The organism is Sphingobium sp. TB-6 (assembly GCF_012927365.1).
Taxonomy (GTDB): domain Bacteria; phylum Pseudomonadota; class Alphaproteobacteria; order Sphingomonadales; family Sphingomonadaceae; genus Sphingobium.
This window is the reverse complement of record NZ_JABBGL010000001.1, coordinates 450,916-467,599: the sequence shown is the minus strand read 5'-3', so window position 1 is coordinate 467,599 and position 16,684 is coordinate 450,916. Positions and strand designations below refer to the sequence as shown.

Annotated in this window: 13 protein-coding genes; 3 read left to right on the top strand and 10 right to left on the bottom strand. The window is 62.9% G+C overall.

Annotation, left to right across the window (positions count from 1 at the left end):
* Positions 1 to 95: 95 nt before the first annotated feature.
* The 8 genes from npdG to HHL26_RS02030 all read right to left on the bottom strand — a co-directional run bounded on the left by npdG (position 96) and on the right by HHL26_RS02030 (position 12,379).
* Complete coding sequence (npdG, locus tag HHL26_RS02065) at positions 96 to 752, bottom strand: NADPH-dependent F420 reductase (RefSeq protein WP_066562976.1); 657 nt, start codon at positions 750 to 752, stop codon at positions 96 to 98.
* On the bottom strand, positions 749 to 1,579 hold the full coding sequence (locus HHL26_RS02060; RefSeq protein ID WP_066562977.1) for an SDR family oxidoreductase: 831 nt from the start codon (positions 1,577 to 1,579) through the stop codon (positions 749 to 751). Before HHL26_RS02060 ends, npdG begins: the two co-directional genes overlap by 4 nt.
* On the bottom strand, positions 1,576 to 3,915 hold the full coding sequence (cofH, locus tag HHL26_RS02055) for a 5-amino-6-(D-ribitylamino)uracil--L-tyrosine 4-hydroxyphenyl transferase CofH (protein ID WP_066562979.1): 2,340 nt from the start codon (positions 3,913 to 3,915) through the stop codon (positions 1,576 to 1,578). The genes HHL26_RS02060 and cofH overlap by 4 nt, the downstream gene beginning before the upstream one ends.
* Positions 3,912 to 4,913, bottom strand: coding sequence for an LLM class flavin-dependent oxidoreductase (locus HHL26_RS02050; RefSeq protein ID WP_240962272.1), 1,002 nt, complete (start codon positions 4,911 to 4,913; stop codon positions 3,912 to 3,914). Before HHL26_RS02050 ends, cofH begins: the two co-directional genes overlap by 4 nt.
* A 105-nt stretch (positions 4,914 to 5,018) precedes the next feature.
* The gene (locus tag HHL26_RS02045) at positions 5,019 to 7,400 is read right to left on the bottom strand and encodes a TonB-dependent receptor (RefSeq protein WP_066563907.1); all 2,382 of its coding nucleotides are present in this window, start codon (positions 7,398 to 7,400) and stop codon (positions 5,019 to 5,021) included.
* A 190-nt stretch (positions 7,401 to 7,590) separates the two neighbouring features.
* Positions 7,591 to 8,685, bottom strand: coding sequence for a CaiB/BaiF CoA-transferase family protein (locus HHL26_RS02040; protein WP_066562981.1), 1,095 nt, complete (start codon positions 8,683 to 8,685; stop codon positions 7,591 to 7,593).
* Entirely contained in the window at positions 8,685 to 9,614 is a 930-nt protein-coding gene (locus HHL26_RS02035) for a 3-keto-5-aminohexanoate cleavage protein (protein ID WP_066562982.1), read from the bottom strand. Before HHL26_RS02035 ends, HHL26_RS02040 begins: the two co-directional genes overlap by 1 nt.
* An 83-nt stretch (positions 9,615 to 9,697) precedes the next feature.
* Complete coding sequence (locus HHL26_RS02030) at positions 9,698 to 12,379, bottom strand: LuxR C-terminal-related transcriptional regulator (RefSeq protein WP_237230092.1); 2,682 nt, start codon at positions 12,377 to 12,379, stop codon at positions 9,698 to 9,700.
* Positions 12,380 to 12,601: 222 nt separating this feature from the next.
* Between HHL26_RS02030 and HHL26_RS02025 the strand changes: the two genes are divergently transcribed.
* Genes HHL26_RS02025 through HHL26_RS02015 form a run of 3 tightly spaced genes read left to right on the top strand, consistent with a single transcriptional unit; the run spans position 12,602 to position 14,936 of the window.
* On the top strand, positions 12,602 to 13,603 hold the full coding sequence (locus tag HHL26_RS02025; RefSeq protein ID WP_066562984.1) for a zinc-binding dehydrogenase: 1,002 nt from the start codon (positions 12,602 to 12,604) through the stop codon (positions 13,601 to 13,603).
* Positions 13,600 to 14,376 (top strand): SDR family oxidoreductase, encoded by a 777-nt coding sequence (locus tag HHL26_RS02020; protein ID WP_066562986.1) that lies wholly within the window; start codon positions 13,600 to 13,602, stop codon positions 14,374 to 14,376. The genes HHL26_RS02025 and HHL26_RS02020 overlap by 4 nt, the downstream gene beginning before the upstream one ends.
* A 53-nt stretch (positions 14,377 to 14,429) precedes the next feature.
* Positions 14,430 to 14,936 carry a nuclear transport factor 2 family protein gene (locus tag HHL26_RS02015; RefSeq protein WP_066562987.1) on the top strand — a complete coding sequence of 169 codons (507 nt, stop codon included), beginning with the start codon at positions 14,430 to 14,432 and terminating at the stop codon, positions 14,934 to 14,936.
* 35 nt (positions 14,937 to 14,971) lie between these two features.
* Here the strand turns inward: HHL26_RS02015 and HHL26_RS02010 are convergent, their stop codons facing one another.
* Entirely contained in the window at positions 14,972 to 15,799 is an 828-nt protein-coding gene (locus tag HHL26_RS02010; protein WP_066562988.1) for an SDR family oxidoreductase, read from the bottom strand.
* Positions 15,796 to 16,674 carry a MaoC family dehydratase gene (locus tag HHL26_RS02005; protein ID WP_066562989.1) on the bottom strand — a complete coding sequence of 293 codons (879 nt, stop codon included), beginning with the start codon at positions 16,672 to 16,674 and terminating at the stop codon, positions 15,796 to 15,798. Before HHL26_RS02005 ends, HHL26_RS02010 begins: the two co-directional genes overlap by 4 nt.
* Positions 16,675 to 16,684 lie beyond the last annotated feature (10 nt).

Here is a 16,684-nt window from a genome sequence, read left to right as displayed (position 1 = left end):
TGCCCTTCCCCCATCCTCACCATCAGCCGTGCCCTGTCCGAAGAGAGGGTCAGGGCTTTCGATGGGCGGATTCCTTCGAACCCGTCAAGGCAGCGTCACGCCTCCAGCGGCACGAGTTCGCCCGTGATGCGAATGCCCGCGCCGTCGACCTTATAAGTCTTGTTCATGAAGATCAGGATCGACGTCAGCGCTTCGGCAGCGGCGGAATTGACGAGCGCACCACCATGCAGCCCCCGCAACCCCATGGCATCAGCCAGTGCCACAACGCGCGCCCGGGCATCCTTGTCATCGCCAAATACCAGCACGTCGCACCCGACATCGACATCCTTCGCCAGCTTGTGCGCGGCGACATTGTGGAAAGCGGAGACCAGCGTGACATCCTGTCCCAGCACGTCCTGCGCCTTCTGGGCGGCGGAGCCTTCATCCGGCAACTGGACGCGCATCACCTTGGGCGGAACGAGCGGGACAGTCGTGTCCACGACCAGCTTGCCCGCGACATGGGGGGCAATGTCGCGAAGCGTCGCCTCCTGTGCGGCAAAGGGCACCGTCACGATGACAATGTCCGCTTCCGCCGCGACATCCGCATTGGCGCCCCCGCGCAGACCGTGCCCCAGTTCCGAGGCTGCCTTTTCCGCACTTTCGGCTTTTCGCGATCCGATCGTCACGGGATAACCGGCACGCGCCAGCCGCCAGGCGATCGCAGCGCCCAGATTGCCGGTGCCGCCGACGACGGCAATGGCAGGAAATGTCATAGAATGTCCTTCGATTGGTTGGCGGTAAAGCGCATCATGTCTGCAAATACCGCGGAATGGGACGTGAACCCGCCGTCGGCGACAATCGAAGCGCCGGTGATGTAGCGGGATTGATCGGATGCCAGAAACGCGACTACCTCTGCAATATCCTCCGGCCGACCGAGATAGTCGACCATATTATGCTCCCGCATCAGCGCCTGTGCCTCCGGCGGCATGTTGCGGTCCAGAGCCTCCGTCATCACCAGCCCGACAACGACGACATTGGACCGGATGCCCTGCTTTCCATATTGCGTGGCGATATAGCGGGACAGGCTGAGCAGGCCGGCCTTGGTCGTGCCATAAGCGGGAAAGTCGAGATCCCCGGCGAGGCCCTTGCCCGATCCGGTAAAGACGACCGAACCGCCGCCCGCAGCGATCATGCGCGGGATGGCATGTTTTGCGGTGAGCATCGCCCCGCGAAGGTTGACCGCAAAGGCACGGTCCCAGAAGTCGGCATCCATATCTGCGATCAGCCCATCACCGGCCAACATACCGGTCTGCGCTGCATTGGCGTGCAGGATGTCGAGCCTGCCGAAACGATCCACGACCTGGGCGATGCCGTTCGCCACCGTCTCCTCGTCGGTGACATCCATGATGAGGGCGATCGCCTCTCCGCCAGTTGCCTCGACCCGCGCGACGGCTTCATCGAGCGGCGCAGCCTCCGGCCCTGCCACGGCGATCTTCGCCCCACGGCCCGCCAGCATGAGCGCGGTGGCCAGACCGATGCCGGTTCCTCCGCCGGTGACAATCGCAACCTTGTCCTTCACCGGATATTGCAGGTCGGTCATAGCGTCTCCGATAAGGCAAGGGGCCGTGGCGGCACCGGTTGATAAAGTGTCGTGCGCTGGCGGACAGGCCGTCCCACCGAGGCCGCCAGAGCCTGCATTTCCTTAGGCCCGAATTCCTGCCCATTGACGCCACCGGCAGCCCGGGTAATCGATTCATCCATCAGCGTGCCACCCATGTCATTGGCGCCTGCATTCAGGATCGCCGCGGCCCCTTCCGGTCCCATCTTCACCCAGGACACCTGGATATTGGGGATCACCGGATGCAGCACGATGCGCGCCACCGCGTGCATCAACACGGCCTCCCGATAGCTTGGCCCGGACCGTGCCAGCCCCTTGCGCCAGATCGGCGATTCCATATGCACGAACGGCAGCGGCACGAATTCGGTGAAGCCGCCCGTCTCCTCCTGCAACCCGCGGATGCGGAGCAGATGGCGCGCCCAATGGCGATATTCCTCGACATGGCCGAACATGATCGTCGCCGTGCTGCGCAGGCCCACCCCATGCGCCACGCGCATCACCTCGATCCACTCATCCGCCGTCACCTTGTCAGGGCAGATGATGGCGCGAACTTCGGGATCCAGTATCTCCGCCGCCGTGCCGGGTAGCGTGGACAGCCCCGCTTCCCTCAGCCGTGCCAGATAATCCTCCAGCGGCAGACCGAGCGTGCGCGCACCGTGCGTCACCTCCAGCGGCGAAAAGGCATGGATATGAATATCGGGCGCGGCCTCACGCACTGCCTTCAGGACATCAAGATAGGTGTGACCGTCATAATCGGGATGAATCCCGCCCTGAAGGCAGACTTCGGTCGCGCCGCGATCCCAGGCTTCGGCCGCGCGGCGTCCGATCTCCTCCATGTCGAGCCTGTAGGCCGGACCGCGCATGGCCTTGGTGCTGCCCTTCGAGAAGGCGCAGAAACCACATTTGTAGAGGCAGATATTGGTATAGTTGATGTTGCGGTTGACCGCATAGGTCAGCATGTCGCCCACGGCCTGCCGCCTCAACCGATCGGCCTGGTTGACGATGGCGGTGAAATCATCCTGCTCGGCATCGAACAGGGTGACAATGTCCGCTTCGCTCAGCCGCTCACCCTCCTCCGCCGCGGCAAGGATGGAGAGGACCGATCGGGAGGCCAGAACGGGCTCCACGGCCATGATGTCGGGCGCGGGATCGCCATGCCCTGCGGACCAGTCGTCGACCTTGGGCAATCCCCGCCCGTCGATGGCACGCAGGATCTGGGTGGCGATGGCTGGCGCTACCCAATCCCGCGCGGCGAGCGCATGACGCGGACCGATGGCGAGCCGCTGCATCAATATGCGGCCCGCGGCTTTGGTGGCGTCCTCCAATATCTCCAGATGCGGCCAGGGCGCCTCCGGGTTTACATGGTCCGGCGTCACGGGCGACACCCCGCCCCAATCATTGACGCCGGCCCGGATCAGCGGCGCCAGATCGACGCGATCGTGGAGATTGGGCGGTGCCTGGATCGTCATCTCAGGCCCCAGGATGATCCGCGCGGCGGCGATGCCCCAAAGATGATCGTCAAGCGACGGTTCGGCATGATCCGCCATCCGCGTTCCCGGCTTTGCGCGGAAATTCTGGATGATGACTTCCTGAACATGGCCGTAGCGGCGATGCAGATCGCGAATGGCGACCAGCGCTTCCACCTGCTCATCGCGGGTTTCGCCGATGCCGATCAGCAGGCCGGTCGTGAATGGCACGCGCGCCCGTCCGGCCTCCTCGATGGCGGCCAATCGCAGGGCCGGCTCCTTGTCGGGCGAACCGAAATGCGGGCCGCCGCGTGCGCACAGCCGGTCGGAACTGCTTTCCAGCATGATGCCCATGGAAGCGGAATGCGGCCTCAACAGCGCATAGTCGGCGCTGTCCATCAGACCGGGATTGAGATGAGGCAGCAAGCCCGTCTCGCGGAACACCAGTTCCGCCATTTCGGCAAGATAGGACAGGGTCGAGTCATGCCCAAGCCCCGCGAGAGCCTCACGCGCAGCGGCATAGCGGGCCTCCGGCCTATCGCCGAGCGTGAAAAGGGCTTCCCGGCATCCGGCCGCCGCCCCCGCGCGGGCAATGGCCAGAACCTCGTCTCTGCTGAGATAGGCATCACCGGCGCGGGCCGGCGTGGTGGCGAAGGTGCAATAATGGCAGACGTCGCGGCACAATTTGGTGAGGGGGATGAAGACCTTGCGCGAATAGGTCACGCGACGGCCATGCGCTGCGACCGTCATCGCCTCCGCTGCCTCCATCATGTCCGCAAGGGACGGGGATCGCAGCACCGCCGCAATCCCGGCCGCTTCGTCTTCGCTCAGATGCAGTAGATCCAGTGTCACATCGCACTCCTCGCCAGGGCAAGCCCGCGAATGGTTTCTAGCGGCGCCGCATGTCCGGGCAAGGCCGCGATGAAGGTCGAGACGCCCATCGCCTCAAGTTGCCGCAGCATGTCCGTGGCCGCGTCGACGGGTCCTGCCAACGTATCGAAATCCGCCAGAAACCCGGTCAGCCCCAATTCTTCCATCAAGGCCACATTCCTGCCGCCGACGACCACATGTTCGGTCGGGTCATAGCGCGCGTGCAGTTCATCGATCTTGCCGCGAAACTGCGTCGGGACACGCGCCAGCGTTTCGGGCGTGCGGAAGGCCATGCCGTTGACGACGATGAACGCCTTGAGATCGTCAATGGCTTGGTCCCGGCTGGGACGGATCGAGGCGAAGGAAACGACCCAAATATCGATCGACAAAGGGTCCCGCCCCGCCGCCTGCGCCGCTGCCCGGACCGTATCGATCCGGTCCTTCAGCGCGTCGAGATGGCGTTCACCCGCGAACAATATGACGCCATCGGCTTGCTCGCCCGCCAGAGCCAGCGCCTTGGGACCGAAGGCGGAATAATAGATCGGAATCGGCCGGGCAAAACGGAGCGGCTTGATCTCCGCTCCGTTCAGCTCCGCCGGCCGTCCGGCAAACAGGTCCCGAAGCGCCGCCAGTTCCGCCCGTATTTCCTTTTGCGTGGCGGGCGGCCGCCCGATGGCCAGAACCGTGCTGCCGCCCGTCGCCAGGCCCAATGCCACGCGCCCGCCGGAAAGATCGTCGATCGTGCTGAGCGCGGAAGCCGTTACCAGCGGATGCCGCATGAAGGGCGATGTGACAAGCGGCGCCAAAGTCGCTTTCGGGGCGTCCAGTGCAGCGAGGGTAAGCGACACATAGAGTTCGTGCCAACCCGCTGGCGAATCGCCCACAGTGATCAGCTCGAAACCGAGATCGGCAGCAAGACGGACTTCTTCGCGAAATCCGTCCAGCCTGTCCCCCCACATGCTGCATATGCCGAGCTTCATGGCCATCCTCTCGGGAACTTCCTACGCCCTGCCGCCTCGGCGCAAACCTGTCCTTGTAGAGGGGGAAGGCGGACGGATCGCTCACCCTCCCCCCTCACAGGCGTTTTAGAATGTATATTTGGCCGTGACGCCCCAGGTCCGCGGATCGCCCGCATAGACCGAACTGGTGGGGAAGGACGGCAGAAGAACGCTGGAGGCCGAGAAATATTTCTCGTTGAAGAGGTTCTTCACATAGACGCCCAGATCAAGGCCCGTGCCCCCGATCCCGCGCCAGTCCAGCCGTGCATTGGCCAACTGGTAACCCGGCAGCTTTTCGCCGTTCTGACCGCCGAAATCGTCGGTCATGAACAGGTCGGCGTTGAGCACGACATCGCCGTCAGCCGGACGGATCGGCAGGGTCCAACTGACGCTGGCCGTGCCGGAAAAGCTGGGCGAATATTTGTTGATCTGGCCCTCGCCCAGCACGATCGTCGAAGGCAGCCCCGCTGGAACGGTCAGGCTTTCCACCTTCACATTGGTATAGGCGGCGTTGAAACCGACGGTGAGGCTCCGCACGGGGCTGATCGATGCTTCCAGTTCCACGCCCCAAATCCGCAGATCCGCGACATTGGCGGCCAAAGACCCGTTGGTCGGCGAATCCGGGGTGCCATTCGGAACGGTCGTCTGCGTGTTCAGGAACTGAAGGGCATTTTTATATTTGCTGTAATAGGCGGCGATATTGAGGCGCCCGCGTGCCGATCCGACATGATAATCATATTTGGAACCGATCTCGACGTCGGTGATCTTTTCCTCTCCCGTTTTCTGGAAAGGACGAAGATCCGCGCACACGCCTCCGGTCGCGACGCAGGCCGGGTTTGTGCCGCCCGTGGTAAAGGGCGTTTCGAACAGCGGCGTGTTCACATTGGCGCCCCGATAGCCGCGCCGCGACACGATATAGAGTAGCCAGTCCGGCGTCGCCTTGTAATCGAGCCCGATGGTCCAGCTCGGCTCCTGCCCCTTGTTGGATACCGTGCCGACGCCGTCGGCCAGACCTAGGGCGGCGGTGTTGAGGCAAGTGGCTTCATCGACATAATTCGTGCCGATGGTGCCACCGCAGGCCGATACCTTGTCCCAGCTGTAACGCGCGCCCAGATTGAGCTTCAGCTTGTCGGTAAATTCATAACCGATCTGGCCATAGACCGCCCAGTTCTTGTTGCGAACATGCGCCGTCACCGCCGGAGCAGGGACGCCACCAACGGAAAATGCCGTGAACTGCGACCCGCTGGGACCGTCCGGCTTGTCATTATTGTAAAATGCGCCAACGATGAAATTGAACGAACCAAAGTCGCCCAGCAACTGGGTTTCATTCGTCAGATACTGCCGATCCAGCACGGATGACGCTGTGAACAGGGTGAACGGCACGGCCGAAGGCGCGGGAGACGGTAGACCCGTGGGTATCTGCAGCAGCGGCAGGCCGCCGGTGTTGATCAGCTGATAACTGTAATTCTTGCGATAGCCGAAAATGTTGCGCAGCGTCAGATCGCCAAAGCTGAAAGACGTATCATTGGTGATAGACGTGGTCTTGCGATAGGCCGCACCGCCGTTGATGCCGCCATCGAACGATCCGCGACGATTGGCCTTCTGCGCCTGCAGCGCCGCCTGCACCTGCGGCTCGACTACCCCCAGCCCCAGCGCGGCGAAGGGGTAATTCTCACGCAGCAGATAAAGGCCGCCGGCCAGTTCATCGCCCTTGAAATATTCATAGATGGTCGTGCTCTTGAGGCCCTCGACCGGCTCGACCAGCAGCGACAGGCGGAAGGCGTCCTGATGGATATTGTCGAAGCCCGGGCCACCGTCGAAGGCGATCCTGCGCGGGTCCTGCCGGCGGATCTGGCCCGCCGCGCGGAAGGCGATCTTATCCTCGATGATCGGGATATTCACCGCGCCTTCCAGCTCGCGATAATCGAAGCGGCCGTAAGTGCCCTCCACATAGCCTTCGAACGCGTAACTCGGCTTCTGACTGCCGATCACGACCGCCCCGCCCAACGTGTTACGGCCGAACAGCGTCCCCTGCGGCCCCTTGAGCACCTGAATGCTGCCGATATCATAGGTCGGCACGTTCGACCCGACGGACGGCAAGGGGGTGTCGTTGAGATAGATGACGACGCCCGGCGTCACTTCGCCCAGCGGCAACTGGCCAATGCCCCGCAGGGTCAGGGCGACGTTATCTTTGCCCCCTTCGGATGAGAAGGTGAAACCCGGCGCGATCGTCTTCACGTCGCTGACCGTCTGAACGGTGCTGCGTTCCAGCGCCTCCGAAGAGAAGGCGGAAATGGAGACGGACACATCTTGCAGCCGCTCTTCCCGGCGACGGGCTGTGACAACTATGTCACCCGCATTCGCGCTTTCCGCCTGCGGTTCGGCCGAGGTTACGGGCTGAGCCCATGAGGGGAAAACAACAGCCGCGGCGCTCGCAACCAATGCCAATTTCAGAGCAGCCAATCGCATAAAAATCCTCTCCTTGAACCAGTTATCGCTGCCACCTGCGCGCGGCGCAAGCGTGATGACCTGCGGCAAATTCAGCGTTCAGCCTCATTAACCACCTATCGCCGGATAGGATTTGCGCCAATCCAGAACAAACGGCTCAGATGTTGTATTTGCGCCGCACCGATGCGCTATGCATGGCTGCGATGGCAGATCAGGACCAGGCTGCGATCAGGTCGGCGACCGGCACGGCCGAAGGCTCGCAGATGCCGCCCGCATTGAGGGACAATCTCGGCGCGGGCGCTGGCTGGGCCATGCCGTTCCGCCGCACAAAAGTCCCACGCGCCGCATTATGCGCATGCCGGGGCGCTTCCTCCATCGACAGGACGGGCGTGACGCAGGCATCGCCGGCCGCAAACAGGGCAGCCCATTCGTCGCGGCTTTTCGTCAGGAACACCGTGGCAAAGTCCGCCTGCATCGCGGGCCAGCCTTCCCGATCATTCTGGTCATAGTGCCGATCGGAAAGACCCAGTCCTTCCACCATCTGGGCAAAGAATTTCGGTTCCAGACATCCCACCGCGACATGCCGCCCATCGGCACATTCATAACAGCGATAAAAGGGTGCCGCGCCGTCCAGCAGATTGGAGCCGGGCGCATCTTCCCACAAACCCTTGGGCTGCCACGCATAGAAAAGGCTCATCAACGACGCGACGCCGTCGGTGATGCAGGCATCGACGACCTGCCCCTGCCCCGTCCGTTGCGCCGCAAGCAGCGCGCTCAACAGGCCGAAGATCAGGAACATCGCACCGCCGCCATAATCGCCCACCAGATTGAGCGGCACCGGCGGCGTCCCCTGCCGCTCACCCATGGCGTGGAGAGCGCCGGTGATCGACAGATAATTGATGTCATGGCCCGCCCGCAGCGCGAGCGGCCCGGATTGCCCCCAACCCGTCATCCGTCCGAACACGAACCGCGGATTGCGCGCCAGGCAGACATCGGGACCGACCCCAAGGCGTTCCATGACGCCGGGCCTGTATCCCTCGATCAACCCGTCCGCCCGCTCGATCAATGCCAGCAGCTGTTCGCGATCCGCGTCCCGCTTGAGATCGAGATAGGCCACCGCCCGGCTGCGATGCAGGATATCGCCCCCCACATCGTCCCAGTCCCCCACCCCCGCCGATGGCGGCCGGGCTATGCGGACGATCTCGGCGCCCATATCGGCCAACAGCATCGCCGCGAGCGGCACGGGGCCGATCGCGTCGATCTCCAGCAGGCGAATACCGGCCAGCGGCCCGCTTTTTTCCGCCATCAGATATTCGTCCGGTCCGCGCCCTTGAGGTCGAGCATGGCGCGCGCCTCATCAGGCGTGGCGATTTCAAGACCCATGCCTTCGACGATCTGCCGTGCGGTCTTCACCTGCTCCGCGTTGGTTTCAGCGAGCCGGCCCGGACCGCCCCACAGCGAATCCTCCAGACCGATGCGAACATTGCCGCCCATGGATGCCGCCATGGCGATAATGCTCATCTGGCGCGCGCCAGCCCCCAGCACGGACCATTCATATTGGTCGCCGAACAGCCGGTCGGCCGTCCGCTTCATGTGCATGATATCGTCGGGATGGCTGCCGATGCCGCCCAATATGCCGAAGCAGGTCTGGATGAACAGCGGCGCCTTTACGAGACCGCGGTCGAGAAAATATTTCAGATTGTAAAGATGGCTGGTGTCATAGCATTCGAATTCAAACCGCGTGCCCAGTGGTGACAAAGTTGTCAGAAGATATTCGATATCAGCATAGGTATTCTTGAACACCAGGTCGCGCGACGCTTCGAGCGCTGCCGGTTCCCAGTCATGCTTGAACGATTTGTAGCGATCCAGCATCGGGAACAAACCAAAGCCCATCGTGCCCATATTGAGGCTGGCAACTTCAGGAGCGAAAGTCTGGGCGGGACGAATACGTTCCTGCACCGTCATGGAGGGGTGCCCCCCCGTGGTCAGGTTCAGCACCGCGTCCGTGCGCTGCTTGATGACCTTGAGGAAGGGTTCGAACAGATCGGGATTCTGGTCCGGCCGCCCATCGACAGGATTGCGCGCATGCAAATGGATGATGGCCGCGCCCGCCTCCGCCGCGCCGACCGCCGATTCCGCAATCTCCTCCGCAGTCACGGGCAAATAGGGCGACATGGAGGGCGTGTGGATTGCGCCTGTAATCGCGCAGCTGATGATGACCTTGCGTTTTGCCATGATATTTCCTTTCGCGCAGATTGCGCGGTTCGCAGGTTGCGCGAACGGCGCAATCTATCCTTCGATAGGAAGCCGCGCGCGCTTCAGGGCAAAATACCCAGTTGCCGCGCCCTCAGAACCGCCTGCGGCCGGCGCCGCACGCCCAGCTTGTCATATATTTGCTGCATATACCATTTGACCGTGCCTTCGGTCAGACCCAGGCGGTCGCCGATTTCCCGGTTACGCAAGCCACCGCTCACCATCGTCAAAATGTCGACCTCGCGGTTGGCGAGGCGCCCGGTCAGACCGAAATCATCCTCCTCGTCCTCATCCGCTTCGATCTGCGGTCCTCTGCGCAATAGCGACACGAGGCGAACGGCGAAGCGATCGGCGGGCGTTTCCAGTTCCGGACCCTGCGAATAGGCTTCGATGATGAGAGACGCGATCACCTCGCCCTCATCGATGAAGACCCGCACCCATCCGGCAGGTTCGGCCATTTCGACGGCGGCGCGAACAGCCCTTCGCGCCTCGGACCGATTGCCCTGAAGCACGGCGATTTCCGCCAACAGCAGTTCGAAGATCACGGCCGAACGCACCGCCCCCGCGCGCTTGACGAATTCGAGCCAGCGATGGGCTACCTTGCGCGCCCGTCCAAGCCGGTGACGTTGCATCTCGATCCGGAGCCAGGCGATCGCGATGCTTTCGTTGCGCCGCGTCGGGTGCAAGGTCGGAATGGGTTCGCCGTCCAGCTGCGGATCGCCCGCCAGAAAATGCTGCTCGGCCTCCTCAATCTGCCCCGCCTTGATCAGCAGCCGCACTTCCTCTGCCACGATGAAGGAGCGCAGGCGATCAAGTCCACATTCGATCGCCACGAGATGGGCGTCGTTGAGCGTCGAAAGCGCTCCGGGCAAATCGCCCCGTGCCGCCCGCAAACGCGCGCTGACCAGATAGCCGGACGCCATCTGATCGGAAAATCCCCATTGCCGCACGACCGGCAGATACTGCTCCGCCAGATCCGCCGCCTGTTCAAGATCGCCTGCATCGTAAAGCAACTCGGCCAACGGCAAGGCAGGAAGCGCAGCCAGGCCGGAACCCGGACCATGGATCTCAACCGCAAGCGCAAAGGCTTCTTCCAGAAACCGTTGGGCAAAGGGGGTCTTGCCCTGCGCCATCATGGTGGGCGCGACTGAGGCCTTCAGCGCGATGGACGCAAAAGCCGATCCGGGGCGCGAGAGGGCGCGGCTGGTTTCCGCCTCAAGCTTGAGCATGTCCTGAAAATGATAAAGTTCCCGCCGCGCCGACATGAGCTGCGCCAGCAAGGTGCAGCTGAGGTAGGCGTGACTGTCGGCCAGTTCGGCGAGCAGCGGCTCGGAGTCCGCCTCGACCCTGACCATGTCGTCGCGCGCCGCCGCCAGCATCACGAAGCGATGGCGGATCAGCAGGTCAAGCTGCTCGATTTCATGTGCGGGCAGGGACTGCGCCTCGCGCCGGGCTTCACAGGCCTGCCTCGCGGCGGAAATCAGTCTGTCCGCCGAAGAAAATGCCAGTTGGCGGATACGTCTCCACGCCAGCGCCAGCAGCAGGTTGGGACGTTCGGCCAGGATCGGCCAGGGCAGTTCCGCGCCCAGTTCGTCGATGCGATACAGATATCCCGAATAGGTCAGTCCTTCGGCCAGACGATCCAGCTGGTCGGCGAGAAACGCCTTATCGCCGCTCAGCCGCGCATGTTCGATCGCCATGATAAGCTGCCCATTTTCCGCAAAATGGTCGCTCGCCCGTCGATGCATGACGGCGGCACGGCCAGGCGCGCGTTCCATGAGCCTGCCGAGGACCATTTCACGAAACAGCCGGTGATAGGAATAGCGGCTATGTTCCTGATCGATGGCATGCAGAAACAGACCTTCGCGGAAGACATGGTCCAGCATCGCCCGGGAATTTTCATCCTCCATTACTGCCGCGCAGGCGGATGGGGTCAGTTCGTCGAGTATCGAGGTGTCGACCAGAAAGCGACGGACATCGTCCGGCTGCAGGCTCAATACTTCATCATGAAAATATTCGGCGAATTCCGGCCGGAGGCCCGTCAATCGAAGATTTCCAGCGCCTTCGCCGGCACGACGATAGAGGTCGCATGCGATCACAATACCGGAAACCCAGCCCTGTGTATCACCCACTATGTCCTGTAGATCGCGCGAATCCACCGGCGTTCCGATCGACCGGGTGACCAGCTCGGTCGCTTCGGTCAAAGTGAAGGACAGGTCAGCGACCCCCACTTCGACCAGAAATCCGAGCGCGCGCATGCGCGCCAGCGACAGTCCGACCGTCCCACGCGCGGCAATGATGATGGTGAGCGCATCCCGCGCGCTGGACGACAATTGCGCCACAAATTCAAGGATCGGTTTGGCCAGCAACTGCGCGTCATCAATGATGATGACGGGTCGCACATCCCCCATCATCGCGATGATGGACAGCCAGCTTTCATCGGATGCATTACTTTTCAGGTCTTCCCACGGCAGGCCCGCGACGATCCCGGCGGCCTTCAATGCCTGGAGAAACGACTGCTTGCTTCCTAATCCCGCCCGCGCCGCCAGCCAGAGAACGGGACGCCCCCGGGCCTTGAGTTCATCCGCCCAGAACAGCATGGCCGTTGTCTTCCCGCTTCCGGCGGGGGCGGACACCGCCGTCATGCGCGACTGAGCCACTTTGTCGGTCAACGCCACCAGCGCGGCGCGCCGGATTGGGCTATGCGTCGACCGGGGCGGCAAGATGGTTGTCGGCACAACGGTCATGCTGTTCTCTCCTGAGCACGCGCCTTCGCACGATTCGTTTTATTGTGTGAAATATATTCTGAGCGATGAATCTATAAACGCAATCCCTTTTTCCTATCCACAGATAGGTTCCCAATGAGCCGGAAAAATGTCCAGCTTCGGAACGGAAAAGCCGGGGCCGTCACGCAAGGGTTGTTGCCACGCAGCTCGCGGCGCCAGGCAGGATATTAGGAAAGGTTGACCATGAAGGCCCTTTATCTCGAACGGACCGACGGCCCTGAATCCGTTGCGGTGACGGAAGTCGAAACGCCGGTGCCCGGTCCGGGAGAGGTGCGCGTCGCACTGCGGGCGGCGTCGATCAACCATCGCGAACTGTTCATCACGCATGGTCAATATCCCGGCATGACTGTGCCGATCACGCTGGGCTGCGATGGCGCGGGCGTCGTCGACATGATCGGTGAGGGCGTGACCGGCGTCAGCGAAGGCGATGAGGTCGTTCTGTATCCCGCGCGCAACTGGGGGCCGAACCGCCATGCGCCGGCCGCCGATTTCGGCCTGCTCGGCATGCCCTTTGCCGGCACGATCGCTGAATATATCTGCGTGCCGGTCGACAATCTGGCGCCCAAGCCCGCCTTCATGAGCTTCGAGGAAGCCGGGGCCATGCCCCTGACGGCGTTGACATCCTGGCGCGCGCTGATGTTCAAGGGCCGGCTGGAGGCGGGGGAAACCTTGCTCATCAGCGGCGTGGGCGGCGGCGTTGCGACATTCGGCCTTGCCTTCGCCGTCGCCAAGGGCGCCAATGTCTATGTCACCGGCGAAAATCAGGACGTGATCGATCGGGCCGTGGCGATGGGGGCCAAGGGCGGCCTGCTCTACACCGATCCCGACTGGCGCAAGCAGGTCGGCAAGCTGACCGGCGGCATCGATGTGGTGCTGGACGGTGCGCCCTCGCCCAGCTTCGCCAATTATGTCCGCGCCATCAATCCGGGCGCGCGCATCGTCATCTATGGTTCGACCGCCGGCAATGAGATCAAGTTCAACGCGACCGACATCTTCCTGAAGAGCGCCAGCATCGTCGGCAGCCAGGTCGGCGACCCGCAGGACTTCAAGGACATGCTCGCCTTTGCCGAGCGATATGAAATCAAGCCGGTGATCGAGGCGACCTATCCGCTCGCACAGGCGAAGGAAGCGCTTCTGCATCTGCGCGACCAGCATAAGTTCGGCAAAGTCGTGGTGACGATGTGAGCGATCTGTTCAGCCTGACCGGCAAGAAGGCGCTGGTCACCGGCGGCGCACAGGGGCTGGGCCGCATGATCGCCGAAGGTCTGCTGCGGGCCGGGGCGACGGTCGCGATCACATCGCGCAAGGCCGACATCTGCGAAGAGGCCGCCCGGGAAATGGCGGCGCTGGGACCGTGCATCCCCCTCCCCGCAGACCTGTCGACACCCGAGGCGGCGGTCGATCTCGTCGCCCGTTATCGCGATGCGGTCGGCGCGTGCCACATATTGGTCAATAATGCGGGCAAGACCTGGGGCGGGCCGATCGACAGCTTCCCCGACAAGGCCTGGCCCGGCGTGATGGCCGTGAATGTCCAGACGCCCTTCACCATGATCCGGGAACTGCTGCCTGAACTGGGCGCTGTCGGGACGCTGGGCGATCCGGCGCGGGTGATCAACATCGGTTCGGTCGCGGGCATGAAGACGGAGCGGCTCAGCGCATACAGCTATGCCGCGAGCAAGGCCGCGGTCCATATGATGACGCGCGATCTGGCGGGCGATCTGGCGGAACGCAACATCACCGTCAATGCGGTCATTCCCGGCTTCTTCCCAACCAAGATGACGGCGCATATGCGGGACGAGGATCAGGTCGATCCTGCCCTGCTGGCGCATATTCCGCTCAAACGTCTGGGTTCGCCGGACGATATTGCCGGCATCGTCATTTTCCTGTGTTCGCGCGCGGGCGCCTATGTCACCGGCGCCCAGATTCCGGTCGACGGCGGGGTGGTCGGCTGCGGTTGAAAGGAACCAAAGATCACGACCACCCTCGCGGTCGGTAAAGAAGGGTATTTGCCATGACGATCGACCTCCCCATGCTGGCGGATCGCCTCGCGATCGAGGAATGCATCTACCGCTACGCCCATCTGGTCGATTCGATGCAATATCATCGCATCGCGGAGGAAATATTCACGGAAGATGGCTCGATCGACTTCGGCAGCGCGCGATCCGTAGGGCGCGAAGCCATCCATGCCCAGTGCATGGGCTATCAGGGCGCAATGATGGGCTGTTCGCATAATATCACCAATCTGGTGATCGAAGTGCAGGGCGACGAAGCCCGCGCGGCCAGCCGCGTCATGGCCTGGCAGTGGTTCGCGATCCCCGGCGCCGATCCCCTGCGCCCGACAGACCTTCTGGCGGTGGGCGGCTATGAGGACAGGCTGCGGCGCACGGCCGAGGGATGGCGGATATATGAGCGACGGGGCATCAATTTCGGCACCGGCATCGGGGCGGGATCAGTGCCCGATCCGATGCGTCCCATCTTCGAAGGCATGCAGGGCCGAACGCCGAGCTGGCCCGCCTGAACAAGGGCGGGCGCAAGGGCCCGCCCCGCTTCCACTCAGAGTTTCCAGCCCCCGCCCGCGACAATCACCTCGCCCGTGATATAATCCGCTTCGGGCAGGCACAGCAGGTAAACGGCCCCGGCCGCTTCTTCCGGTGTTCCGGCACGGCCCAGCGGGATGCCCTTTTCCATGGCTTCCAATATTTCGTCGCTGACGCCGGCCTTGATGTCCCGGCCCTTGACGTTGATGGTCGAGCTGCCCGCCTCGCCGGCGGTCATGCGGGTCATGATGGCGCCGAAAGCCACGGCATTGACGGTGACATTGTACCGCCCCCATTCCTTCATCACCGTCTTGGTGAGGCCGACAATCCCCGCCTTGCCCGCCGCATAGCCCGACTGCCCGGCATTGCCGCCAAGCCCGGCGACAGAGGATATATTGATGACCGTCCGGCGCTTGGCCCGGCCGTGCTCCGCAATCTCGTTCTTCGCCGCGGCGGCGATCACCGGCTGCGCGGCGCGCAAAATGCGGAATGGGGCATTGAGATGCACGTCGAGCATGGCCATCCACTGCTCGTCGCTCGTCTTCTGAAGCACGGAATCCCACGCATATCCCGCATTGTTCACGATGATGTCGATCGTTCCGAAATGCGCGATCGCCGTTCCAACAAATTTGTCGCCGAAATCGGCTTCCGTCACATCGCCCACGCACACCACGGTGCGGACGCCCAGGCTTTCGATTTCGCTTGCCGTTGCCTTCGCCACATCCTCGTCCAGGTCGTTCACCACGACATGAGCCCCGGCGCTTGCAAGTTTCAGCGCAATGGCCTTGCCAATGCCACGCCCAGAGCCGGAAACCAGTGCAATCTTACCGTCCAATATCTTCACTTCAATGCGTCCCGTTCTTCCTTGAAACCACCGATGCGCGCATGTCCGCCATCGATCACAATCCTGTTCCTGTCGGGCACGCTCGCCCGGAACGATATTTCGTCGCCGTGGCGCCAGACCTCCGTCCGGACCGTTTCCCCCGGCCAGACCGGCGCGGTAAACCGGACCCGCATTTCGGTCAATGAAGCCGGATCGCCGTCACAGCACAGATGGGTCAATGCGCGGCCGACCAGCCCCATGGTGGCAAGCCCATGCAATATCGGCCGATCGAAACCGGCCGCCTGCGCCGTGCCCTGATCAATATGCAGAGGATTGCGATCGCCGGTCAGGCGATACAGCATTGCCTGATTGGACGCCGTCGGCAGGTCGAGGAACGCGTCCGCTGGCCGCTCCGGCATGACGACCGGCTCCGACCCGTCAAGATTGCGCGCGCCGCCAAAACCACCTGCATCCCGCAAGACCCACACTTCCTCCATTTCGGCGATCAGCCGGTCGGTGGGCGTGGTGAGCACGCGTTTCGCCCGCACAAGCGCGGGCTTGCCCACCCCCTTGTCTGCGAGACCGATAATCTCGATCCGGCCATTGACCAGTTGCCCCAGTTCGAGTGGACAAAACAGTTTCAGCGTCTGCTCGCCATGCAGAATGCGCGGCCAGTCCCAGCCAAGTTCCGGCGCCATGGGCCAGAATCCGGGTGTCCCCAGAACCAGCGCCATGGTCGGCAACACGGCCAGATCACGCTCGAAGATCAGATGCTGCTCGGCTATGGCTCCGAGCCCCGCGCCGACCCCCAGCGCATAGAGGATCGCCCCGCGCGGATCGCAGACATCCTGTGCTTCGGGCACCCGGAAACGGCGCAATTGTTCGACGTTCAGCATCCGACTTATC